This window comes from Kitasatospora sp. NPDC041917 (assembly GCF_055589745.1).
On the sequence record NZ_JBVJBI010000007.1, the window covers coordinates 64,991 to 87,978 of the forward strand.

Sequence of the window (22,988 nt, forward strand, 5' to 3'; positions counted from 1 at the left end):
CGTGCGGGCGGCGGGTCAGGATTCGCCGTGCTGGCCGCGGGAGAAGATGGTCGGGCTGCCGGGGAGCTCCGGATTCGCGCCGAGGTGGTCGGCCAGGTCGCGCACCCCCTCGACCAGCGAGACCGACGGCCGGTATCCCAGGCCCTGGAGCTTGGAGATGTCGCCGACCAGCCGGTAGGTGTCGTCCTCGATCTCCGGGATCACGCTGACCTCGGGCGTCTTGCCGGTGGCCTCCCCGATCGTGTCGACGAGCTCGCGCATCGACACCTCCGTGCCGGAGCCGATGTTGAACACCTCGCCCAGTTCGGCCCGGTCGGCGATCGTCAGCAACCCCTGGACCAGGTCGGTGACATGGACGAAGTCGCGGGTCTTCCGGTCGATGTCGCCCACGATCTGGATGGGCTGGTGGTTGAGGTGCCAGCGCAGGAAGCGGCCGACCTCGACCATCGCCTCGTGCGGGTTCTCGCCCGGTCCGTAGACGCAGAAGGGGCGGCCGACCACCACCGGGAGGCCGCAGGCGCGGTGGAGTGCCAGGCAGGTGATCTCGCCGCTGAGTTTGGACGCGCCGTACGGCACGAAGGGGCGGGTCGGGTGGTCCTCGTCCATGGGGAATTTCCGGGGCGTTCCGTAGACGGACGCGGACGAGACGTAGACGACCCGACGGACGGGCGCCTTGAGGAGGGCCTCGGCGAAGATCAGCGTGCCGAGTGCGTTGATCTCGAAGTCGAGGCGCGGTTGCGTCACCGACAACGTGCCGTTCGCGTTCGCGGCGACGTGGAAGACCAGGTCCGCGTCGTCCACGGCCTCGGCGACGGCGTCGACCTCGCGGATGTCCAGCAGGTGCAGGGTGGTCCCGGACGGCGCCGAGATGCTCGTGGCCGTCCGGGCGTTGTCGATGATCGACACCTCTTTCCCCAGAAAGAGAAGAGCGCTGGTCAGGTGCCTTCCGACGAAACCCAATCCGCCCGACACCAAGACCTTGTCGTATTCTTCGAGCATATAATCGATATATCAGGCCTAGAACACATAAGCGATCCGGGAATTCGAAATCGCGTCCGTCCGGGTGAATATCGGGCGAGCGGGGTTTGTCCCGGAGTGGAGGTCAGGCCCGGTGGGCGGCCGTCGGCCCGGTGTCGAAGGCGCGGAAGAGCGAGAGGTCGGGGGTGCGGCCGCGGATCGTGGTCCAGGCCTCGTGGAAGTCGCGCCGGATCCGGGACGGGGGCCAGGGGGTGGGCCTCAGCTCCGGGGGAAGGAGCGGGTCGCGCTCCAGGGCGTGGGTGAAGGCCTCGGCCAGCCGCAGCGCGACGGCGACGAGTTCGACGGAGCCGAGGTCGGGGCCGAGGGGTTCCGCGGCGAGCGCGTCGGCGAGGGGCCGGTAGGCCTCGACCGTCTCGGCCGAGGGCCACAGGTGCTCTGCGGTGGAGGCGGGGTCGGTGAAGCCCGGGCCGGTCAGGCGGGTGGCCTCCGCCGTGATCAGGTAGGCGCCGACCGTCGCCGCCGAGGCCTCGGCGGTGAGTTCGTCGAGGAGGTCGTGCGGGCTCGCGTAGGCGCCGGGCGCGAGCGGCACGGCACCGAGCCGGGTCAGCGCGGCGCGGAGGGCGTCGCGCTCCGACCGGTGCCGCTCGGGGACGGAGAAGGTGTAGAGGCGCCAGAGCCCGTCCCAGGGGACGAGGCCGGCGTCCTGCGCGTAGGCGAGCGCGACGAACCGGACGTCCATGTCCGAGCGGAGCCTGCCCGCGTCGGTCAGGACGAGCCGGCCCTTGCGGCCCCGCCCCTCCTGCCGCAGGACGCCTGCCGCCTCCAGCCGGCGGACGGCCAGCCGCACCGGCTGGTCCGACAGGCCGACCGCCGCGGCGACGTCGTAGACGTAGTCGAGCGAGGCCGTGCCCTGCGGATCGAAGCAGGCCTCGACGACCGTTCGCGGCGCGGCTCTGTCTGCGGACACGGAAGACCTCGGTTCTCGATCACCCGCCCCGGGGCGGGGCCGTCCGGTCAATCTGCCACACCGGCCTCCGGCGTTGGTTCAGGACCCCTGCTGGACGAAGAGCCACTCCGGGCCGTAGGTGAGGCGGGGATCGGCGGGGAGCTTGATGGCGTTGATGAGCCGAGCGGCGTCGCCCAGATCACTCATGTGCCCGATCGCGTCGAAGAGCTCGTTCCCGTTGCCGCCCCAGGCGTGTTCGAGGGATGTCAGCATGGCGCTGTAGGACGTGTTGAAGTCGTGCAGTGCGGAGGCGGTGGGCTGGTCGGGCGCGTTGGCGGGGTCGTTGGCCCAGCCGCCGGCGGGAACACGGGCGACCGGCGAGGTGTCCGGGAGCGGTACGTCGGGGCCGGTGAACTCGAACCTCCCCGTCGCGGGGTTCTCGACCAGCTTCCTGCCGACGGCGATCTCCTTGAACGCGTAGTAGTGGGCGAGTTCGCCAGGGGGGCCGGGGAAGGGGTTGTCGGGCGAGGCGTCGGTGCCCTCGCCCTGGGTCCGGATGACGTCGATCGCCTTCAGCACGTCGTCCATGGTGTTCATCGCGACGATGTTGTTGCCGGCGCCGTGCTGCGACCCCAGCGGGAACGTCACCTGGTTCCGCCCGGTGAGCAGGTGCGCGAACCTCGGGAAGACGTCGGCGATGCGCTGGTAGAAGGCGCCGATCGTGTTGCCGTCGGCGGCGAACGCGAGCGGGTTCTCGGGCTTCTCGATGTCGGAGAAGAGGCCCGCCGACTCCCTGGTCAGCCCGCCGAGGGAGACGATCAGCCCCGGGTTGACCCCGCCGGGCAGCTCGCCCGGGTACTTCGGGACGGTGGCGGGGTCGGTCAGGACGACGGTGCCGCCGATGCTGGTGAGCATGTTGCAGACCAGGCCGAAGTGCGACATCTCGTCGAAGACGATCTCCCGGATCGTGTGGTGGACGGGTTGGCCGTCGTCCTGGCTGGTGATCGACCAGAGCGCGGTGGCGTAGGGCGGGATGGTGGAGAGCTCCAGCATGATCGCCCGCTGGAGCGCGTCCTTGAGCTCCTGCTCGGTCCAGTCCTCCTCGGCGATGTTCATGAGCTGGACGATCGCGTCGCTCTCGTAGTCCAGGATTCCGGTCGTCACGCTGGTCACCTTTCGTTCGGCTGTGCGCCGGACCGTAGCCGGAGGCGGATCGCGCACGGACGCATGCCGTCGGTGCGGCCGAGGAGTTCATCCGGACGGGTGGCCGTGGGGGCGCCGACGCCGCGCTCACCGCCGGCCGGTGGGCCGGGACCGGTGAGGCCGAGTGACGGCGGGCGCCGTGCGTGGCTGCGGTGAGGGCGGATTTCTGCGATGAGGGCCGAACTTCCGCGATGAGGTCGGGTCGTCCCCGCCCGGCGCGAACCCCGGGCGGGGACGGGGGCGGGATTCAGGGCTGGTGGGCGGTGATGGTGATCAGGTGGGAGGTCCAGTCGGTCATCTCGCCGACGTAGGGGGTGACGCTCCAGCTGTCGTTGCGGGCGAGGCGGTTGGCGACGCCCTGGCCGCCGCCCGGCCCGATGCAGATCCGGATGAAGTCCCGGTGGGCCTCCCGGACGGGGAGGCCGCGGACGCGCTCCCAGAGGACGGGGAGGGCGTGGTCGAGGCTGGGGAAGTCGGTCGGGAGCATGATGCCGGCGATCCCGGCCCGGACGGCGCTCACGCGGCGTCCGCCTCGGGGGAGATGTGGCACCAGACGAACTTCCCGATGCCGCCCTCGCGCGGGCAGCAGCCCCATTGGGTGGCCAACTTCTGGACGAGGAACAGGCCCCGGCCGGTCTCGGTGGAGGTGGAGACGGCGGCGGGGCGGAGAGAGAGGGCTTCTCGCTGTCGGCGTCGTGCACCTCGATGCGGAGGGTGTCGTCCGGGGAGAGGCGGAAGCGGAGGAAGATCAGCCGGTCGCGCGGGGCACGGCAGTGCTGGACGGCGTTGGTGACCAGCTCGCTGACCAGCAACTCGCCGGTGAAGACGAGGAGTTCGCCGGACGGGTGGGGGAGGAGGAAGTCGTGGAGCTCCCAGCGGGCGGCGCGGGGGGCCTTGCGGTGCCGGGGCAGCCAGCAGGTCCGCTCGGCGGGGACGGGGGAGGGGGAGGGGGAGAGGTCTTCAGGCATGGCGGGGCCACCTATGGAGTGTGCAGGTGAGAGCGGCTGAAGAAGGCATGGGGATGCCCGGTGAGTAGCCCAGTGTGATCACGATGCGTCGACCGTCGAGCTACGTTGAGTAGCACGCGCCTGGGAACTTCCAAAGTGCAAGTCCCTACTTTGGAAGTGATCAAAGATTGTTGTCGACGCCGAGAGGGGGGCAGGCTGGCAGCTCGACAGAAGTGGGGAGGTCGCGGCGGTGCCCGTCAACAAGAAGCCGACCGTTCGGCAGCGGCGGCTGGCTCGAACACTCAGAGAGCTACGGGTGGACGCCAATTTGACGATCGCTCACTCGGCGCGGCATCTTGCGTGCGCCGAGAGCAAGATCAGCCGGATCGAGGCCGCCCAGTCGGGTATCAGGCTGGTGGATCTACGGTTGCTGCTCGACCTGTACGGGGTAACGGACTCAGCGGTTCGGGGCCGGTTGGAGGCTCTGTCTCGCGAAGGTCGTCTTCGCGGCTGGTGGGATCGATACTCGGACACGCTGTCGCCGCTCTATGCCGACTTCATCGCACTGGAATCCGATGCGTCGGACATGTACAGCATCCAGACATTTCTGGTGCCGGGCCTGCTTCAGACAGAGGACTACACGCGTGCGGTGGTCCGTGCCCAGATAGAGGATGCGACGTCGGAGCAGGTCGAGCGACTCACGAAGGTTCGCCAGGAGCGGCGCGCCGTGCTGGTGCGTGAGGCGCCGCTTCGGATGTGGGTCGTTCTGTCGGAGTCCGTGCTGAAGCACCGGATTGGTGGACCATCGGTTATGCGTGAGCAGCTCGACTTCCTGGTGGCGAGTGCCGAACAGCCGAACATCAACATCCAGGTCCTGCCGGAGGAGTCAGACGTTCATGCTGCGCTCTTTGGGCCCGTCGCCATCTTGAGCTTCCCCGAGGCGACGGAAACGGACGTGGTGTACGTCGACAGCCTGCTCAGCACGCTCTACATCGAGGAGCCGGAGGAAGTGTTCAAGTACACCAACCTGTTCCGCAGTGCCCTGGCGGAGTCATTGCCGCGTACCGAATCGGTCGCACTCATCGAGCGCGCAAAGGACAAGATCTAGAAATGGCGAGTATGTTCCTGCCGTCCGCTTCCGCTGTCGGACTTGAGTGGCGTAAGTCGTCGTACTCGGGTGCGCAGAGCGACTGCATCGAGGTGGCTGGGGTCGTTGCGATCCCCGGACGTGAGTGGCGCAAGAGCAGCTACAGCGCTCAGGCGAACGAGTGCGTGGAGACCGGCCGGCTGATCCTGGGCGGAATGGCTGTCCGGGACTCCAAGGACCCGGGTGGGCCGGCGCTGGTCTTCCCGGCCGATGCCTGGTCGTCCTTCCTCTCCGGGGTCAAGTCCGGGGAGTTTCCGACCGACTGACATGACAGAGGTGCCCCGCACGGGCTGTGGCCGTGCGGGGCACCTCTGTTGGTTCGTACTTCCTAGAAGTCGTCGTCGAAGGCGACGGTGCCCTCGACGGCCACCTGGTACGCCGACACGCGGCGCTCGAAGAAGTTGGTCAGCTCCTGGACGTTCTGGAGCTCCATGAAGCCGAACGGGTTGGTCGACCCGTACCGGATCGGCAGGCCGAGGCGCGCGAGGCGCTGGTCCGCCACGGCCTGCAGGTACTCCCGCATCGAGGCGGTGTTCATGCCGGGCAGACCCTCACCGCACAGGTCCTGGGCGAACTGGAGCTCGGCCTCGACGGCCTCCTCCAGCATCTCCGTGACCTGCTTGGCCATCTCGTCGTCGAAGAGGTCGGGCTCCTCCTCGCGGACGGTGTCGACCACCGACATCGCGAAGTCCATGTGCATGGACTCGTCGCGGAACACCCAGTTCGTACCCGTGGCCAGGCCGTGCAGCAGGCCCCGGCTCCGGAACCAGTACACGTAGGCGAACGCGCCGTAGAAGAACAGTCCCTCCACGCACGCCGCGAAGCAGATCAGGTTGAGCAGGAACGCCCGCCTGTCCTCCTTCGTCTGCAGCGAGTCGATGTGGTCGACCGCGTTCATGTACTTGAAGCAGAACTGCGCCTTCTGGCGGATGGAGGGGATGTTCTCCACCGCCGCGAAGGCCGCGTTGCGGTCCTCCGGGTCGGGCAGGTAGGTGTCGAGCAGCGTCAGGTAGAACTGGACGTGCACGGCCTCTTCGAACAGCTGCCGCGAGAGGTACAGCCGCGCCTCGGGCGAGTTGATGTGCTTGTAGAGGCTCAGCACCACGTTGTTGGAGACGATCGAGTCGCCCGTCGCGAAGAACGCGACCAGCCGGCCGATCAGGTGGCGCTCGCCCTCGCTGAGCTTCGCCAGGTCGGCGACGTCGGAGTGCAGGTCCACCTCCTCGACGGTCCAGGTGTTCTTGATCGCGTCCCGGTACCGGTCGTAGAACGACGGGTAGCGCATCGGGCGCAGGGTCAGCTCGAAGCCGGGGTCGAGCAGCATCTTGCGGTCTTCGGACTGGGACATTACTGGCAGGCCTCGCAGGACTCGGGGTTCTCCAGGGAGCAGGCGAGGGCGGCTTCCTGCTCCGGGGTGAGGGTCGGGGTGTTCACGGGCACGGGCGCCGGCGCGGCGGCACGGGCGGCACCGGACGCGGCCTGGGCGATGCGGGTGGCCGGGCGGGAACGCAGGTAGTAGGTGGTCTTCAGACCGACCTTCCACGCGTAGGCGTACATCGAGCTGAGCTTGCCGATGGTCGGCGCCGCCATGAACAGGTTCAGGGACTGGCTCTGGTCCAGGTACGGCATGCGGGCCGCGGCCAGGTCGATCAGCGCGCGCTGCGGCAGCTCCCAGGCCGTCCGGTACAGCGAACGCACCTCGGCGGGCAGCCAGTTCAGCTCCTGCACCGAGCCGTTGGCGTCGCGCAGGGCGTCGCGGGTCTGCTGGTCCCAGACGCCGAGCTCCTTGAGCTCGCGCACCAGGTACGGGTTGACCTGGAGGAACTCGCCGGACAGCGTCTCGCGCTTGAACAGGTTGGACACCTGCGGCTCGATGCACTCGTACACGCCGGCGATGGACGCGATGGTCGCGGTCGGCGCGATGGCCAGCAGCAGCGAGTTGCGCAGGCCGGTCTCGGCGATCCGGGCGCGCAGCGCCGTCCAGCGGTCGGCCCACTGCGGGGCGGCCGTCGGGAAGTGGTCGATGTGCAGCTCGCCGCGGGCGGCGCGGGTCTCGCCGTACGCCTCGTGGCGGCCGAGCTGCTCGGCCAGGTCGGCGGAGCGCTCGTACGCGGTGAGCATGATGCGCTCGGCGATGAGGGTGGAGAGGACCTTCGCCTCGGCGGAGTCGAAGTCGATCCGCAGCTGGAAGAAGACGTCCTGGAGGCCCATCACGCCGAGGCCGACCGGCCGCCAGCGGGAGTTGGACGTCCCGGCCTCGGTGGTCGGGTAGAAGTTGATGTCCACCACGCGGTCGAGGAACGTCACGGCCGTACGGACGGTGGCGTCGAGGCGCTCCCAGTCCATGGCGCCGATCAGGTCGTCGGCCGTGGCGCCCGGGGCGACGTGGGCGCCCAGGTTGACCGAGCCCAGGTTGCAGACGGCGGTCTCGGAGTCGTCCGTGACCTCCAGGATCTCGGTGCACAGGTTGGAGGAGTGCACCGTGCGGCCCGGCAGCGCGGTCTGGTTGGCGGCGCGGTTGGAGGCGTCCTTGAAGGTCATCCAGCCGTTGCCGGTCTGCGCGAGGGTGCGCATCATGCGGGCGTACAGGGTCTGCGCCGGGATGGTGCGCACGGCCTTGCCGGCCAGCTCGGCCTTGCGGTACGCCTCGTCGAACTCCTCGCCCCACAGGTCGACCAGCTCGGGCACGTCGGCCGGGGAGAACAGCGACCAGTCCTGGTTGGCGTTGACCCGGCGCATGAACTCGTCCGGGATCCAGTGCGCCAGGTTGAGGTTGTGGGTGCGGCGGGCCTCTTCGCCGGTGTTGTCGCGGAGCTCCAGGAACTCCTCGATGTCGGCGTGCCAGGTCTCCAGGTAGACGCAGGCCGCGCCCTTGCGGCGGCCGCCCTGGTTGACGGCGGCGACCGAGGAGTCGAGGGTGCGCAGGAACGGCACGATGCCGTTGGACTTGCCGTTGGTGCCGCGGATCAGGCTGCCGCGCGAGCGGATGCGCGAGTACGACAGGCCGATGCCGCCGGCGTGCTTGGACAGGCGGGCGATCTGCGCGTAGCGGTTGTAGATCGAGTCCAGGTTGTCCAGCGGCGAGTCGAGCAGGTAGCAGCTCGACATCTGCGGGTGGCGGGTGCCGGAGTTGAAGAGCGTCGGCGAGGACGTCAGGTACTCCAGGCGGCTCATCAGGCCGTACAGCTCGGCCACCTCGCGCACGGACTGCTCGCTGTCGCCGACCGCCAGGCCACAGGCGACGCGGAGCAGGAAGTGCTGCGGGGTCTCGATCACCTTGCGGGTGATCGGGTGGCGCAGCAGGTAGCGGGACTGCACCGTGCGCAGGCCGAAGTACTCGAAGCGGTCGTCGCCCTTGGTGTCGACGAGCGCGTCCAGGGCGGCCGCGTGCTTGGTGACGAAGGCGGCGGTGGTGTCGCCGATCAGGCCCTCGGCGTGGCCGACGGCGATCGAGGCGGAGAAGGACACCGAGCCCTGGCTGTTCGCCTCGTCGACGATCTCCAGGGCGAGCAGGCGGGCGGCGAGCTTCGAGTACTGGGGGTCCTCGGCGATCATCGACGCGGCGGCATCCACGGCCAGCCCGCGCAGCTCGGCGAAGTCCGAGCCGGCGTGGCGGCCGCGCAGCGCGGCGGCGGCGACATGGCCGGGGTCGACCTCGGTGAGGTCGGTGCTGCGGTCGGTGAGCAGCCGCAACAGGGCGCCGCCGGGGTCGGAGACCGTCGGGTCGGTGAAGGCGGTGCCGGTGCCCTGGGCGGGCAGGGTGGCTGAGGCGGCGATGGTCAAGGCGCTCTCTCCTGGCGGCGATCGGCGGCGGTGATCGGGGGTACCGGGCCGATCGGGGCAGGGGAGCACGCACGCGGGCGCAAGCGGCGTCCGCGCGACGGTGGCATCCCCGGCCCGCCCGCGAGGCCCGGAAGGAAACTGCTCGTGCTGCCGGCCTCTGCGGGAGGGCCCGTGGCACACCGTCGGCAGGTGTTCGGACTCGCGGGGAGGGCTCGTGGAGCCGCCCGCTCACCGCTGCGGGGCAGTCCCGGATTCGCACCGGGTTCCCCTGCATCGACAGCAGGGACGAGCATACATCTAGTGCCGTGAGTCCGATGCAGCCCCACATGTTGTGTCGCGAAGTACAGTTGTTCGACTGTGTGTGCGATAAACTGCTCAGGCTGGAGGGTGCCATTCCTGGCCTGTGCGGGCCTCGCACGGGCGCATCCGGACCTGGGCGGTCCCGCTCGCGGCGGCGCCCGGATTCTCGACGCAGCGCCCGGTGCCCTGGTTCGCGAGCTGCCCCGTCGGGGTCACCCGCCAGCGCTGATCGGGGCGCGAGGTGCAGTCCGTGAGGACGGGGAAACCGAGGCCCGGATCCTCGACGCAGCGCCCGTTCTGCCCCACCGAGCCGTCGTCCCCCATCGTCCACGCCTGCGCGGGCGAGCCGTCGCAGGTGCCGGCGCCGATCGCGGCCGGATCGCCCGCCACCCGGCTGTCCAGGCAGAGACCGGGCAGGGCCGAGGTGATCGCGCCGCTGGGCTGCCCGGCGGCGGCCTGGAACGAGAACGAGTCGCTGCTGAGCCCGGCGCCCCCGTCCCAGATCTCGAACCCGGCCTGGACGGCGCACAGGTACGAGCCCGCCGGGACGTAGCCGCGCTGGACGGCGTCGCGGGTGAAGGCCCGCAGGTCCAGGTCGGTGACGGAGGTCGCGCTGGTGGCCATCTCGTAGGTGATCAGGGTGTGGCTGCTCTTCTTCGGCGCCTCGTACACCCGGTAGGAGGCGCCGCCGACCTGGAGCTCGCCGGCCTGCCGGCCGAACGGGGTCTTGCCGTTCCCGCGCAGCCAGATCATCAGCTCGGCGCTCTCGGTGAAGGAGCAGCTGGTCCGGCTGTTGCTGTACCAGACGTCGTACGAGGCGTTGTAGACGCCGCTGTCGATCTGCGTGGTCCGCCAGCTGCTGGTGGCGTAGCGCAACTTGTCGACCGCGATGGGTAGCGGGCCGGTGCCGGGCTGGAGCTGGGTGCTGATGTGCGGGTACGCGCCGGGGCCGCGGTCCGGGTCGGTCAGGCTGGCGGGGCCGATGCCGCTGCGGGTCACCCGGAAGCCGCTTCCGCCGTCGGTGCCGCTGATGCAGAGGCCCCCGGTGGCGTTCCACTCGTTCGGGTTGATCAGGTAGCGGCCGGAGTCGACGGCCTGGGCGGGGTAGCGGTTCTCCCCGGTGGAGCAGATCTCGCCGGCGGTGGCGGCCGGCAGCGGGGCGACCGCGGGGGCGGTCTGGTCGGGCTGCCTGCGGTCCCGCGGGAGCAGCACGGCGCACAGGATCAGCGCGATCACGATGGTCGGCGCGAGCCACCACCACGAGCGCCGGGTCGCGCGCCCGGTTCCGGGTACGGCGGGGGTGGTCATGGGGTTCTCGCCTCCCTGCTGCGGTGTTGTCGGCCGGTACGAGGGCCGGCTCGGCGGCGCGCTCACCCGGCGGGGGTGGAGCTCGACCGGGGCCGGGTCGCGGGGGAGGTCGGCTTCTTGACGGGGGGCTTCGTGGTGGAGCCGGCCGTCGGGCTCGGAGTGGTCGGGGGATCGGTCGTCGGGGCGGGCGCGGGGGCCGGCGGCGCGGCGGTCAGGGCCGGCTGGGAGCGGATGGTCCAGGGCGTGTTGTAGCGGGGCGCGGAGACCCCGGCCGCGAACGCCTCGGACGCGGCGCCGGACGCGGCGACCCTCCAGTCGACCTCCTTGCGCGACTCGTACCAGATCACGCCGATGATGTCGGGGTGCTGGGGGAGCTGCGCGAACATCTCGGTGATCCACTGCGCCTTCAGCCCCGAGGTGTCGGTGGCCCCGGTCTCGGTGATCACCACGGGCTTCTTCGTGAACGCCCGGATCTGCTCGATGGTCGGCTGGAAGATCTGGTCGAACGACTTGTACTTCTCGACGCCGGTGGTGCCGTAGTAGCCGGACAGGCCGACCCAGTCGACGTAGTCCTCGCCCGGGTAGAGCGTGTTCAGGCTGGTGGCGTTCTCGTAGTCGACGTTGGGGCTCCACACCCAGGTGACCCGGGTGGCGCCGACCTGCTTGAAGATGTCGTGGACGTGCTGCCACGCCTGGACGTACTGGCCCTTCCGGTTGCCGTTCGCCTGCTCGGTCCAGGGGTACCAGTAGCCGTTCATCTCGTGGGCGAAGCGCAGGGCGATGGGGTAGCCGAGGCCCTTGACGCCCTCGGCCCAGGTCCTGATGTAGTCGTCGAACCTGCCGTCGATGATGTTCGAGAGGGCGTACTCCGGCTGCTCGCCGCGGAGCTTGTCCTCCTTCGCCTCCTTGCGGTAGTCCCACGGCTCCCAGGCGACCATCGGCATGATGCCGCGCTCGGCGACGGTGTCGAACACCCGGCGGTCGAACTTCCGGTCCCACCAGCCGACCGAGAACTCCAGCACGCTCGGCTGGTGCTTGACGGCGGCGGTGAACTCGTCGAGCGGGCCGAGGTCGTACGGGCCGGGTTTGGTCATGATGCCGGTGAAGGCGCCGCCGGCCGGCGGGAACTGCGGCGGCGGGGGCGGCGGGACGGCGGTCGCGCCCGGCGTGGTGGGGGTGACGGAGGGGGACGGCGACGCGGCCAGGGCGCTGGTCAGCCAGCCCGGCATCGCCGTGGGGGCCGCACCGGCGAAGCTGTACGGGTCCTGGTCGTGGTTGCGGGAGAGCCGGGGCGCGAGCACGAAGGTGTACCCGACCATCAGCACCAGGGCGAGCAGGGCGGCGATCCGGGGGACGGTGATCCGCAGCATCAGCGGGCCCCCCGCTCGGGCCGGCCGCCGACCCGAGCGGGCTCAGGCCCTTCCTCGAACCCGTCCTCCTCCACGGCCGTCGGGGCGGGCTCCCCGGCGTGCGGCGGTTCGGTCCGTTGGACGGGCAGGGACGCGGTCACGAGTTCCTCGGCGGTGTCGGCGGCCCTGGCGGCGACGGCCCGCTGGGCCCGCGCCTCGCGGCGGGCGCCGACGAAGGAGATCGCCAGCGGCGCGAGGCCGGTGAACAGGCTGACCCCGGCCCAGAAGCGCAGGATCCAGATGTCGTGGTGCAGCGTGAAGCTCGCGCCGAGCAGCCCGCCCGCGACCGCCGCCCACAGCAGGTGCAGCCGGAACGTCGACAGCGACTCGGCGCTGCGCAGGTCGCCCTTGGCGGTGACGGCGTAGGCGAGCGGGCGGCGCAGCAGTGCCGCGATCGCGGCGGCCACGTAGACCGGGCCGGCGAACAGGGCGAGGCCCATGCCGGCCATGCCGATCTCGCGCCGCTCGTGCGCGGCCAGGTTGAACCGGCGCAGCCACAGCCACAGCACGAGCCAGCTGCCCATGCTGGCGCCCCACAGGGCCATCCAGTGGGTGCTGTTGAGGTGGATGGAGGTGATGCCGAGGGCCAGGTAGACGGAGGTGGCGAGACTGCCGAGGACGGTGGTGAGCGCCACGCTCGGGTAGTAGAACTGGACCAGGCCGTAGAGCACGCGCTGGCGGAGCCGCAGCTTGATGCCCGAGCGCAGCCGGCTCTTGAGCAGGATCTCCCAGATGCCGTAGGCCCAGCGCTTCTGCTGGTTGAAGTAGTCGGTCCAGGAGGTCGGGCCCTCGCCGACGGCGAGGACGTCGGGGGTGTAGACGCCCTTCCAGCGCTGGCCGGTCCCCGGATTGACGGAGGCCTGGACCCGCATGCTGGTGAGGTGGTCCTCGATGATCGAGTCCTGGTAGCCGCCGATCTGCTGCCAGGCGCTGGGCCGGTACAGGTGGTTGGTGCCGATCAGCAGCGGGGCGTCCATGCCGTTGCCGCCGCGCTCGACCAGACCGGAGAACAGGTACTGCTGCACGGAGGCGCCGTGGGCGACCCAGTTGTCGTACATGTTGCCGTACACCTGGGGGGCGACCACGAAGGCGACGTCGGGGTCGCGGAAGTAGCCGAGGGTGCGCTCCAGGAAGCAGGGCAGCGGGACGTGGTCCGGGTCCATCTGGGCCACCACGTCGTAGCCGTGCTCGTGCTCGGCGCGCCAGGAGTTGTGGTTGCCGGACTTGGTCTTGGCGCGGAACTCGCCCTCGGCCTGGTTGTACTCCGGGCGCCCCTTGCGGCTGAAGTGGTTGACGCCGAGTCGGGCGGCCATCTTCTTGACGCGGTCGTCGTCGCCCTCGTCGAGGATCCAGACGTCGACCTGACCGTCGTACTCGATCCGCAGCATCGCCGCGAGGGTGCGCTCGACGATCTCGATCGGCTCCTTGGAGGGCACGATCGTGGTGAGCACCGCGACCCGCAGACCGGACGGCGGGGTGACCGGCACCGGGTCCTTGGCACGGAACGCGAAGACCCAGACCGCGAGGTTCTGAACCAAGCGGATGACTTCCACCGTGATAACTGCACAGAAGCAGATTCTGGCGAGGTTGATCCGCCAGTCCGGGGACCAGCCCACACCGGAGCCGGGAATGTGTTCGGGGAGGAGCAGCCAGCCGACGAAGGCGAGGCCGGCGAGTGCGTTGACGGTCACCAGGAGGGTCGTGACGAACGTGACGCCGCGCGAGGAGACCGAGCGGTAGCGAACGGCGGCGCCGTCCTCACCGGTCGTCAGCGGGCCGACGGTCTCGGCACATGCGACGTAGGCCCGTTGGGCCGCGCTGTTGCGCAGGTCCCGGCGGACGATGCGCCGTTCGTGCCGGGACCGGGGCAGGACGCGTCCGTGGCGTCCGCGCACCCGGCTGCTCCGCTTCGCCGCCCGTTCGTCGGTGGAATCCACCAGTCAACCCCCGTACAGCCGCTCCGTCGTACCGAAGCGCTGGTTCCCTGCTCTGTCACCGCCCACCGGCGCCGGACACCCGGCCGCCGTTCGGCGGCAACGGCGTGTCGGCGCCCCTCAGGGGCCTCGCTGATAGTCGTTCAATCGGTCAGCATACGGGCCGTGGTCGAGCGATCTCAGCCCGGGGCCGGGGCCGGGCGCGCCAGGGCCCGCAGGCTCCGCGGGAGGGCGGGCCCGCGGGTGGGGCGAGCGTCAGGGTGTGATCTTGACGGAGTTCGCGATCTGGTCCATCAGCGCCAGCGGGGGAGCCTCCGCCGACTGGTCGAGGCAGATCTGGAGCACGGGGACGGTGGTGGCCCCGGCCGCCGGGGTGACCTGGAGGACGCCGCAGTAGCTGTCCGGCGTGGAGGAGGCGCTGGACATCGGGACGTGCCACAGCGCGAGGTAGCCGTCCAAGCCCTGGATCTTGACGGCCGACTGCTTGACCGGCTCCGGCGGGGCCGGCGCGTCGGCGCCGTAGCGGGTGTTGTAGAGCAGCTGGCCCATGCCGAGCACCAGCGACTTCGGATCGGACCAACCACCGTTGAACACCCGGAGGTTCTGGACGACCAGGCCGCGGGTGCAGGCTCCGCTGCCGTGGCCCACGCAGGCGTACGGGCTGACCGCGTAGCGGACCTCGTTCGGGGCCTTGGCGTCGACCTGGACCTGCCAGTCCTGCGGCAGCATGAAGTTCATCTTCGAGTCCTGGCCGACGATCTGCCGGCCGCCGGGCAGCTGCTGGCCGCCGGTCAGGGCGGTGCCCATGAAGCCGTTCGGGCTCTTGGGGTCGGCGGCGACCGTCGGGGACGCGGTCGGATCGGCCTTCGCCGAGCCGGGCTTGGCGGTCTTGTGACCGACCACGTAGCCGGCTCCCGCCATGGCCACCGACAGCACCACGGCGCCGACGGCCAGGAGTACCCGGCGCTTGGTGCGGTCCGGCTCGACGGTCTCGAACACCACCGAGGTGGGAATCGGCCTGGGACCCGGCACGGCGGGCGCGGCCTGCGCCGCCGGTGCGACGGGCTGGGTCGGTACGGAAGGCGGCGTCGGCGCGGCCGGCACCGGGGGAACGGGCTGTCGAACCGGTGCCACCGGGGCGGCGGCCGTCGGCGCGGCGGCGCTCTGGGCGGTATGGCCGGGGAACGGGTTCGCGGGCGTGCCACCCCCCGGCTTGGCCTGAACCTTGTCGGTCCAGGTCGAACCGTCCCACCAGCGCAGCGTGTTGGCCTGCCCGGAAGGGTCTTCGTACCAGCCGCTGGGCACACTCCCCGTCGTCATGCGGCGGATACTAGCAGCGAGCCGATCGGATGGTCATTTCAAGTCACCAAGTGCGTGCGGCAGTCGATGCCGGGTCAGAACGCCATCGTGTAGACCATCAGGTCCATCCCCGGGTACGGGGCCCAGTCGCGCTCGGGGGTGCGGCGGAAGCCGACCCGCTCGTAGAGGCGGTGGGCGGTGGTCATCTCCGGGCGGGTGGAGAAGGCCATGCCGGCCAGGCCGAGGTCGCGGCTGCGGGCGACGGAGGCGCGGACCAGGGCCTCGCCGACGCCCCGGCCCCGGGCGGCGCCGGCGGTGGCCAGCATCCGTATCTCGCCCTCCCGGGGGGAGGCGATGTCCGCCCACTCCGTGCCGCCGACGGCGAAGGTCACGCAGCCGAGGACCCCGGCACCGGCCGCGTCGACGGCGACCAGGAGTTCGGCCTCCCGGGCCCGTCGCCCGGCGTCGCGCAGCAGCTCGACATAGGTGCTCGTGGGGTTGGTGAAGCCGTCGCCGACGAAGGCCTCGACGGTGATCCGACCGGCGTCGGTGAGGTCCTCGGGGAGGGCCTGGCGGATGAGGAAGTCCATCGGGCCAGTGTGCCGGAGCCCTGGTCGGGGCGGTCCTCCGGGGTCGAACGGCTCGTAGGGACCGGGGCCGCGGCCGGGTCGGCGGTGCCGTACAGCCGCTCGGGCCGGGCCGGGTCGCCCGGGTAGCCGCCCGGGCGGTGGTAGTTGTCGCGGCCGGCCGCCGGGCCGCTGGAGGTCTCGCGGCCGATCAGGAGGCCGAGCAGGCCGAAACCGCCGACGGCCGCGGTCATGGCGAGTGCGCCGATGAGGGTGTCGCTGTCCATGGGCACCACTGTGGCCGGGCGGCGCCGTGGCCACGAGTGGCAGGAACGACCGATCACCTCGAAATCCTGCCATCCGGTTCCTTCCGCCGGGGCGGGCACCGGGGGCATCCTGGTGGGCATGCTGAAGAACGTGGTCGCGGTGGTGCTGGAGGAGGTCCACCCCTTCGAACTGGGCGTGGCCTGCGAGGTGTTCGGCCTGGACCGCACCGCCGACGGGCTGCCGGGCTACGACTTCGCGATCGCCGGGGCCCGTCCGGGGCCGCACGCCACCCACTCCGGCTTCGCGGTGGACGTCCCGTACGGCCCGGAGCGCCTCGCCGGGGCGGACCTCGCGGTGGTCACCGCGGCGAGCATCCGCCGCGACTACCCGGAGCCGCTGCTGGCGGCGCTGCGCGGGGTGGTCGAGGGCGGCGGCCGGGTGCTGTCCATCTGCAGCGGCGCCTTCGTGCTGGGCGCCGCCGGGCTGCTGGACGGCCGTCGCGCCGCCACGCACTGGCGGCACAGCGCGGCGCTGGCCGAGCGCTTCCCGCTGACCGCGGTCGAGCCGGACGTGCTGTACGTCGACGACGACCCGGTGATCACCTCCGCCGGGACGGCGGCCGGCATCGACGCCTGCCTGCACCTGGTGCGCAAGGTGCAGGGTGCCGAGGTGGCCCGGGAGATCGCCCGCCGGATGGTGGTGGCCCCGCACCGGGAGGGCGGGCAGGCCCAGTTCGTGAACCGCCCGCTGCCCGAGGCCGCCGACGCCTCGCTGGCCCCGCTGCTGGACTGGATGCGCCACCACCTGGCCGAGGAGGCCACCGTCGAGCAGCTGGCCGCCCGGGCGCACATGTCGCCGCGCACCTTCGCCCGCCGCTTCCAGCAGGAGACCGGCACCACCCCGCACCGCTGGCTGGTCGGGCAGCGGGTGCTGCTCGCCCAGCGGCTGCTGGAGTCCACCGCCGAGCCGGTGGACGCGATCGCCGCCCGCTGCGGCTTCGGCAACGCGGCCGCCCTGCGACACCACTTCGGCCGCCGACTGGGCACCACGCCGCTGGCCTACCGGCGCTGCTTCGCCGAGCCGGAGCCCCGGGCGGGCTGAGGGGACCCCCTGGGCGGGGCCGACCGGACCCCCGGGCGGGCCGAGGGGCGTCAGTCCCCGCCGGGCACCAGGTGCCCGACCCCGTTCCAGCCGTCCGGCCGCAGCCGCCCGTCCTGGGCCCGCCACAGGCTGGTGGAGCAGTTGTGCACCGGCCCGAGCGCGGTGAGCTGCTCCTCGGTGAGCCGGTCCAGCGCGTAGCGGAGCATCAGCACCGTGCAGTCGTGCGCGACCAGCAGGACGGGCCGCCCGGCCTCCTCCTCGCAGAGGTCCCGCAGCAGGCTGCGCACCCGCAGCGCGACGTCGGCCCAGGACTCGCCGCCCGGCGGGCGGTAGTACAGCTCGCCCATCTTGCGCCGCCGGGCCGCCTCCTCCGGGTGCTTGGCCTCGATCGCGGCCTTCGGCAGCATCTCCAGGATGCCGAGCTCTCGGTCGCGCAGCCGTTCGTCGTACCGGACGGCCAGGGTGACCGGGACGGCGCCGAGCCCGGCGGCCTGGGCGAGCGCGATCCGGGCGGTCTCGGCGGTGCGCACGTACGGGGAGCACCAGACGCTGCGCGGGCGGTCCGCGCTGGGCAGGCCGGCCCACCAGTGGCCGAGCGCCTGGGCCTGCTGCCGGCCGTGCAGCGACAGCGGGATGTCGGCGTCGCGGCAGCTGATCGGGACGCTGAGCGCTCCGGCGGCCTCGGCCAGCTGGAACTCGACGTTGGCGGTGGACTCCCCGTGCCGGGTGGCGATCAGCAGGGACGGCAGCCGGCCGGCGGCGGCCGGGCGGTGGGTGCTGCCGTGCTGTTCGTGGCCGCCGGGGTGCTGCCCCTGCCCGCCGGGGTGCTGGCCGTGGGCGGCACCGCGCTGACCCTGGGCGGCGCCGTGCTGGCCCTGGGTGGACTGGTGCTGGCCGTTGAGGGTGGTGCCGAGTTCTGCCATGGCCGCGAGCTCCCCGTGGTCGATCAGGTTCCGGCCGGATGCCGGTCCGGTCTGGTGGTGCCCGGCGTGCACGCCTGTTCATACATATGATCGCGCCGCCTTCTCCAGTGTTCACGGAGAAGGCGGCGCGATCACAGGGCGCGTACCGCGCGAATCAGTGCGCCGCTACAGGCTCCGGCGCGTTCTTCAGCTCTTCGTCACCGGCTTCGGCGCTGTAGTCGGACGGCCTGGTCTCGTCCGGGAGCTCCGGCGCCTTGACCGCCCGCAGCACCAGGGTGAGCGCCACCGCGACGATCAGGTTGAGCGCGAACGCGGTCAGGCCGATGTAGCCGATCTCGCCGATGCCGGGGATCCCGGCCGCGCTGCCGCCGAAGTGCTTGGTGGCCGGGCTGGCGATCCCGTACGCCTTCCAGGTGCCGTACACCATGCCGGCCGCCCAGCCGGCGAACAGCGCCCAGTGGTGGAACCAGCGGGTGAACAGGCCGCCGACGATCGCCACGAAGGTCTGCAGGATCCACAGGCCGCCCAGCAGCTGGAGGTTGATCGCGGCCTGCTTGTCCATGCCGAGCACGAAGGCCAGGGCGCCGACCTTCACCAGCAGCGAGACCAGCTTGGCGATCCGGGTCTCGTCGGCGGGGGTGGCGGAGGGCTTGAGCCAGTCCTTGTAGACGTTGCGGGTGAACAGGTTGGCCGCCGCGATGGACATGATGGCGGCCGGCACCAGCGCGCCGATGCCGATCGCGGCGAAGGCCACGCCGGTGAACCAGTCCGGGAACATGTCCGCGAACAGCTGCGGCACCGAGAGCTGGGCGTTGTAGCCCTTGACGCCCTTGCCCACGCCCGCCGCGATCGCCATGAACCCGAGCAGCGCCAGCAGGCCCAGCATCAGCGAGTACGCGGGCATGATCGCCATGTTGCGGCGCACGGTGCTGCGGGACTTGGAGGCCAGCACGCCGGTGACCGAGTGCGGGTACATGAACAGCGCCATCGCCGAGCCGAGGGCCAGCGTGGCGTACGTCCACTGGCTGCCGTGCGGGACGGTCAGCGATCCCTTGGCGCCCGGCGCGCTGAACTTGTGCGCGGCGGCGTCGAAGATGTGCCCGTAGCCGCCGAGCCGGATCGGGATGTAGATCACCGCGACGATGATCACGATGTAGACGAGGGCGTCCTTGACGAAGGCGATCAGCGCCGGGGCGCGCAGGCCGGAGGAGTAGGTGTAGGCGGCCAGCACGCCGAAGGCGATGAACAGCGGCAGGTCCTTGACGAACCAGTTGGCGTTCTCCCCGCCGCCGACCCCCAGCACGTCCAGCACGGCCTGGATGCCGACGAGTTGCAGGGCGATGTACGGCATGGTGGCCAGGATCCCGGTCAGCGCGACGACCAGCGACAGCGGCCGCGAGCCGTACCGGCCGCGCACGAAGTCGGCCGGGGTCACGTAGCCGTGCACCCGGGAGACCGACCAGAGCCGGGGCAGGAAGAGGAAGACCAGCGGGTAGGCGACGATCGTGTACGGCACCGCGAAGAAGCCCGCCGCGCCGGTGGCGTACACCGCCGCGGGGACGGCGACGAAGGTGTACGCGGTGTAGAGGTCGCCGCCGAGCAGGAACCAGGTCACCCAGGTCCCGAAGCTGCGCCCGCCCAGGCCCCACTCGTCCAGGTGCGCGGCGTTGTCCGCGCGGCGCCAGCGCGAGGCGAGGAAGCCCATCACGGTGACCAGGGCGAAGAACAGCACGAAGACCACGAGGGCCGGAACGTTGACGTCCTTCATCGCGCACCGCCCTTCCGGGCCGCCTTGCGGGCCTTCTCGTCCCGGGTGATCAGCAGGTAGGCGGCGACCGTGAACACGGCCGACACCGGCACCCAGAGCAGCTGGTACCAGTAGAAGAAGGGCACCCCGGCCACCGCCGGTTCGCTCTTGTCGTACGAGGACACCCAGAGCATCGCGACGATCGGCACCAGCAGGGCGAGGCCGGCCAGCACCCGCTCGGGCGTCACGGCCGGGACGGGCCTCCCGGCTGGCTCGGGCATGACATCTTCGAGGGTGAGGGGATCAGACGGCATCTTCGGCTCCGCTCCGGAGGGTTCCCCGTCGGCGCCGCAGCCCGGTCGGCGCCGAGCGCCGCACGGGCCCGCCGAGCAGCACCATCGGTGATCGGCAGTCAGGTCAGTACGGCTGCGCAATCTAGAGCATGGGGTGATCCATGTCACCGGAATTGACGGAACTTCCCGCCAGTCGGACGCAACCGACCGGTTGTTCACCGCCGGGCGGCGGAAACGCGCTGCCGCGGCGGGACGTGAGGCGCCGTCACCGTACGTGCGGTGCGGAACGCGAAAGGCGCCGGCGCGCGGGTCTTGCGCGCCGGCGCCCGAGGTGCGGCGGGGGAGTGCGGCTGCTCCGGGCGCTGCGGCTGGCCCGGACTCCGGCTACTCCGGACGCTTCAGCCGGGTGATGAACTTGTAGCGGTCGCCGCGGTAGATCGAGCGGACCCACTCGACCGGGTCGCCCTCGGCGTCGAAGGAGTGCCGGGACAGCTGGAGCATCGGCAGGCCGAGGTCGGAGCCGAGCAGGCCGGCCTCGCGGGGGTTGGCCAGGGTGGTCTCGATGGTCTCCTCGGCCTCGGCCACGGTGACCCCGTACACCTCGCGCAGCGCCGCGTACAGCGAGTTGTGCTTGGCCAGGTTGCGGCGCAGGGCCGGGAAGCGCTTGGCGGACAGGTGGGCGACCTCGATGGCCATCGGGTCGCCGTTGGCCAGCCGCAGGCGCTCGATCCGCAGCACCCGGCCGCCGGGCTTGATGTCGAGCAGCGGGGCGAGCCGGTCGTCGGCGGTGATGTAGCCGATCTCGATCAGCCGGGAGGCGGGCTCCAGGCCCTGCGCCCGCATGTCCTCGGTGTAGGAGGTGAGCTGGAGGGCCTGGGCGACCTTGGGCTTGGCGACGAAGGTGCCCTTGCCCTGGATGCGCTCCAGCCGGCCCTCGACGACCAGCTCCTGGAGGGCCTGGCGCACGGTGGTGCGCGAGGTGTCGAACTGGGCGGCCAGCGCGCGCTCGGGCGGCACCGGGGTGCCGGCGGGCTGGGTCTCGGTGAGCTGCAGCAGGTGCCGCTTCAGGCCGTAGTACTTGGGGACGCGCGCGGTCGGGTCGGTGCCGGCCTGCGTCGGGAGGTTGTTCACCTCGGGGTCGTTGACCTGGGCGGTGGATCCCCCGTCGCTGCTCATCGGACCTGTTCTCCCGCTTCTCGCGAGGCCTTCAGCGACCCCGCCACATCGTTAACGGCTCACATCGTTGCATGTATGGCTACGGAACGAATACCTCATCACGCGATGAACGATGTGCGGTGTCGGCTTGATAACGGGTGGTCGAGATCGGTCGAACAGCCGTTGACAGGCCCATTGGTCTAGGCCAAGCTCCAGGCAGCTGGTCTACACCACTAGACCGGTAACTATGAATCCCCCCACCCGTTCGATGGGGTCCGCGGCACCTTTCCCCCCGCTTTGTGTGGGTCTGCCGCTGCCGCCCGACGGGGGCAACCCAGGCATCCCTCAGGAGGATGGCGTGAAGCGTCAGCTCATCGCGGCGGTCGGCGTCGCAGCAATGGTCGTCGGCCTGGCGGCTTGCAGCTCGGACGGCAAGAAGACCGAGGGCGGCTCGTCCGCGGCGGCCAAGAACTACGACGGCAAGACCCTGACCGTGTGGCTGATGGACGGCTCGGCCCCCAAGGGCTGGGAGGACAGCGTCAAGGCCGACTTCGCCGCCGCCTACCCGGGTGCCAAGCTCGACATCCAGACCCAGAAGTGGAACGGCATCGGCCAGAAGGTCACCGCCGCCCTCTCCGAGGGTTCGGTGGACGTCCTGGAGATCGGCAACACCCAGACCGCGGGTTACGCGGCCACCGGTGGTCTGCTCGACATCACCAAGGACAAGGCCGACCTGGGTGGCGCCGACTGGGCCGCCAACCTGAACGAGTCCTCGATCATCGACGGCAAGCAGTACGCCGCCCCGTGGTACTTCACCAACCGCGTGGTGACCTACAACAAGGACATCTGGACCAAGGCCGGCATCACCACCCCGCCGAAGACCCTGGACGAGTTCTACACCGACCTGGACAAGGTCAAGGCCGTCCCGGGCGTCACCGACGCCCTCTACATGCCCGGCCAGGAGTGGTACGCCTACTTCGGCCTGCTGACCAGCGAGGGCGGCAAGCTCGCCAAGAAGGACGGCGACAAGTGGGTCGGCGGCCTGTCGAGCCCCGAGGCCCAGAAGGCCTTCGACACCTACAAGAAGCTGCAGAGCCACTCGACCACCGCGCCGAAGGACAAGGACGAGGCCACCCCGCAGCAGAAGGACGTCTTCGCCAAGGGTGACATCGGCGCCATCATCGGTCTCGGCTGGGAGGTCCCGAAGCCCGAGGAGCTGGCCGCCGACAAGATCGGCTACTTCCCGCTCCCCGGCGCGACCGCGGACAAGCCCTCCAGCGTCTTCCTCGGCGGCTCGAACCTGGCGATCGCCCAGCAGAGCAAGAACCCGGAGCTCGCCAAGGGCTTCCTGAAGATCGCCATGAACGACAAGAACGAGGGCCTGATCGCCTCCTCGGGTCTCATCCCGAACAAGGTCGCGCTCAACAGCAAGGTCACCGGCGACTTCGCCAAGGCCGCCCTGCCGGCCTCGCTCAACGGTGCGACCACCCCGAACGTTCCGACCTGGACCAACGTCGAGAACGAGCCGAACCCGATCAAGGACTTCCTGACCTCGGCGCTGAACGGCGACTACGCCGCCGCGGCCAAGAAGGCCGACGACGAGATCGCGAAGCGTCTCAACCAGAAGCAGTAAGGCAGTCGAGCGGCGTCGCTCACCGGCTCCCGGCGGGGGGTCGGTGAGC

19 protein-coding genes and 1 riboswitch are annotated in these 22,988 nt (G+C 70.8%); of the genes, 4 read left to right on the forward strand and 15 right to left on the reverse strand.

Translation table 11 applies throughout. From position 1 onward, the window contains the following. Positions 1-15: 15 nt before the first annotated feature. From ACZ6EM_RS10730 to ACZ6EM_RS10745, 4 genes are all read right to left on the reverse strand, one after another. Positions 16-999: an NAD-dependent epimerase/dehydratase family protein gene (locus ACZ6EM_RS10730; protein WP_401055370.1), complete on the reverse strand. Its 984-nt coding sequence runs from the start codon at positions 997-999 to the stop codon at positions 16-18. A gap of 103 nt (positions 1,000-1,102) precedes the next feature. Further along, a complete protein-coding gene (locus tag ACZ6EM_RS10735) occupies positions 1,103-1,945 on the reverse strand; it encodes a transcriptional regulator (RefSeq protein ID WP_401055371.1) in 843 nt (280 codons plus the stop codon). Between the two features lie 78 nt (positions 1,946-2,023). Further along, positions 2,024-3,088 carry a ferritin-like domain-containing protein gene (locus ACZ6EM_RS10740; protein WP_465772246.1) on the reverse strand — a complete coding sequence of 355 codons (1,065 nt, stop codon included), beginning with the start codon at positions 3,086-3,088 and terminating at the stop codon, positions 2,024-2,026. Positions 3,089-3,374: 286 nt separating this feature from the next. Further along, positions 3,375-3,647, reverse strand: a complete 273-nt coding sequence (locus tag ACZ6EM_RS10745; RefSeq protein WP_465772247.1) for a hypothetical protein — start codon at positions 3,645-3,647, stop codon at positions 3,375-3,377. Positions 3,648-4,324: 677 nt separating this feature from the next. Here ACZ6EM_RS10745 and ACZ6EM_RS10750 point away from each other — a divergent pair. Further along, entirely contained in the window at positions 4,325-5,182 is an 858-nt protein-coding gene (locus ACZ6EM_RS10750; protein WP_465772248.1) for a helix-turn-helix domain-containing protein, read from the forward strand. Between the two features lie 2 nt (positions 5,183-5,184). Next, the gene (locus ACZ6EM_RS10755; RefSeq protein WP_465772249.1) at positions 5,185-5,487 is read left to right on the forward strand and encodes a DUF397 domain-containing protein; all 303 of its coding nucleotides are present in this window, start codon (positions 5,185-5,187) and stop codon (positions 5,485-5,487) included. Between the two features lie 62 nt (positions 5,488-5,549). Here the strand turns inward: ACZ6EM_RS10755 and ACZ6EM_RS10760 are convergent, their stop codons facing one another. The 7 genes from ACZ6EM_RS10760 to ACZ6EM_RS10790 all read right to left on the reverse strand — a co-directional run bounded on the left by ACZ6EM_RS10760 (position 5,550) and on the right by ACZ6EM_RS10790 (position 15,844). After that, complete coding sequence (locus ACZ6EM_RS10760; RefSeq protein WP_401050605.1) at positions 5,550-6,569, reverse strand: ribonucleotide-diphosphate reductase subunit beta; 1,020 nt, start codon at positions 6,567-6,569, stop codon at positions 5,550-5,552. After that, positions 6,569-8,980 (reverse strand): ribonucleoside-diphosphate reductase subunit alpha, encoded by a 2,412-nt coding sequence (locus ACZ6EM_RS10765; RefSeq protein WP_401050610.1) that lies wholly within the window; start codon positions 8,978-8,980, stop codon positions 6,569-6,571. The genes ACZ6EM_RS10760 and ACZ6EM_RS10765 overlap by 1 nt, the downstream gene beginning before the upstream one ends. Positions 8,981-9,171: 191 nt before the next feature. After that, positions 9,172-9,297, reverse strand: a riboswitch (cobalamin riboswitch). Between the two features lie 82 nt (positions 9,298-9,379). Next, positions 9,380-10,612 carry a GH12 family glycosyl hydrolase domain-containing protein gene (locus tag ACZ6EM_RS10770; protein ID WP_452177963.1) on the reverse strand — a complete coding sequence of 411 codons (1,233 nt, stop codon included), beginning with the start codon at positions 10,610-10,612 and terminating at the stop codon, positions 9,380-9,382. 62 nt (positions 10,613-10,674) lie between these two features. Then, on the reverse strand, positions 10,675-11,982 hold the full coding sequence (locus ACZ6EM_RS10775) for a glycoside hydrolase family 26 protein (RefSeq protein ID WP_452177962.1): 1,308 nt from the start codon (positions 11,980-11,982) through the stop codon (positions 10,675-10,677). Beyond that, entirely contained in the window at positions 11,982-13,958 is a 1,977-nt protein-coding gene (locus ACZ6EM_RS10780; protein WP_465772250.1) for a glycosyltransferase family 2 protein, read from the reverse strand. The genes ACZ6EM_RS10775 and ACZ6EM_RS10780 overlap by 1 nt, the downstream gene beginning before the upstream one ends. A 252-nt stretch (positions 13,959-14,210) precedes the next feature. Continuing rightward, a complete protein-coding gene (locus tag ACZ6EM_RS10785) occupies positions 14,211-15,275 on the reverse strand; it encodes a DUF2510 domain-containing protein (protein ID WP_465772251.1) in 1,065 nt (354 codons plus the stop codon). A gap of 74 nt (positions 15,276-15,349) precedes the next feature. After that, positions 15,350-15,844 carry a GNAT family N-acetyltransferase gene (locus ACZ6EM_RS10790; RefSeq protein WP_452177961.1) on the reverse strand — a complete coding sequence of 165 codons (495 nt, stop codon included), beginning with the start codon at positions 15,842-15,844 and terminating at the stop codon, positions 15,350-15,352. A gap of 381 nt (positions 15,845-16,225) precedes the next feature. Between ACZ6EM_RS10790 and ACZ6EM_RS10795 the strand changes: the two genes are divergently transcribed. Beyond that, positions 16,226-17,188 carry a helix-turn-helix domain-containing protein gene (locus ACZ6EM_RS10795; RefSeq protein WP_452177960.1) on the forward strand — a complete coding sequence of 321 codons (963 nt, stop codon included), beginning with the start codon at positions 16,226-16,228 and terminating at the stop codon, positions 17,186-17,188. A 50-nt stretch (positions 17,189-17,238) separates the two neighbouring features. Here ACZ6EM_RS10795 and ACZ6EM_RS10800 read toward each other — a convergent pair whose 3' ends face one another. The 4 genes from ACZ6EM_RS10800 to ACZ6EM_RS10815 all read right to left on the reverse strand — a co-directional run bounded on the left by ACZ6EM_RS10800 (position 17,239) and on the right by ACZ6EM_RS10815 (position 21,327). Next, positions 17,239-18,111, reverse strand: coding sequence for a histidine phosphatase family protein (locus tag ACZ6EM_RS10800; RefSeq protein ID WP_452177959.1), 873 nt, complete (start codon positions 18,109-18,111; stop codon positions 17,239-17,241). Positions 18,112-18,265: 154 nt separating this feature from the next. Continuing rightward, a complete protein-coding gene (gene mctP / locus ACZ6EM_RS10805) occupies positions 18,266-19,879 on the reverse strand; it encodes a monocarboxylate uptake permease MctP (RefSeq protein ID WP_359904553.1) in 1,614 nt (537 codons plus the stop codon). Continuing rightward, a complete protein-coding gene (locus ACZ6EM_RS10810; protein ID WP_452177958.1) occupies positions 19,876-20,139 on the reverse strand; it encodes a DUF3311 domain-containing protein in 264 nt (87 codons plus the stop codon). Before ACZ6EM_RS10810 ends, mctP begins: the two co-directional genes overlap by 4 nt. Before the next feature lie 396 nt (positions 20,140-20,535). Continuing rightward, positions 20,536-21,327, reverse strand: a complete 792-nt coding sequence (locus tag ACZ6EM_RS10815) for a GntR family transcriptional regulator (RefSeq protein WP_355261095.1) — start codon at positions 21,325-21,327, stop codon at positions 20,536-20,538. 337 nt (positions 21,328-21,664) lie between these two features. On the opposite strand from ACZ6EM_RS10815, the gene ACZ6EM_RS10820 reads away from it, so the two are divergent. Beyond that, a complete protein-coding gene (locus ACZ6EM_RS10820; RefSeq protein WP_401056129.1) occupies positions 21,665-22,939 on the forward strand; it encodes an extracellular solute-binding protein in 1,275 nt (424 codons plus the stop codon). Positions 22,940-22,988: the final 49 nt, after the last annotated feature.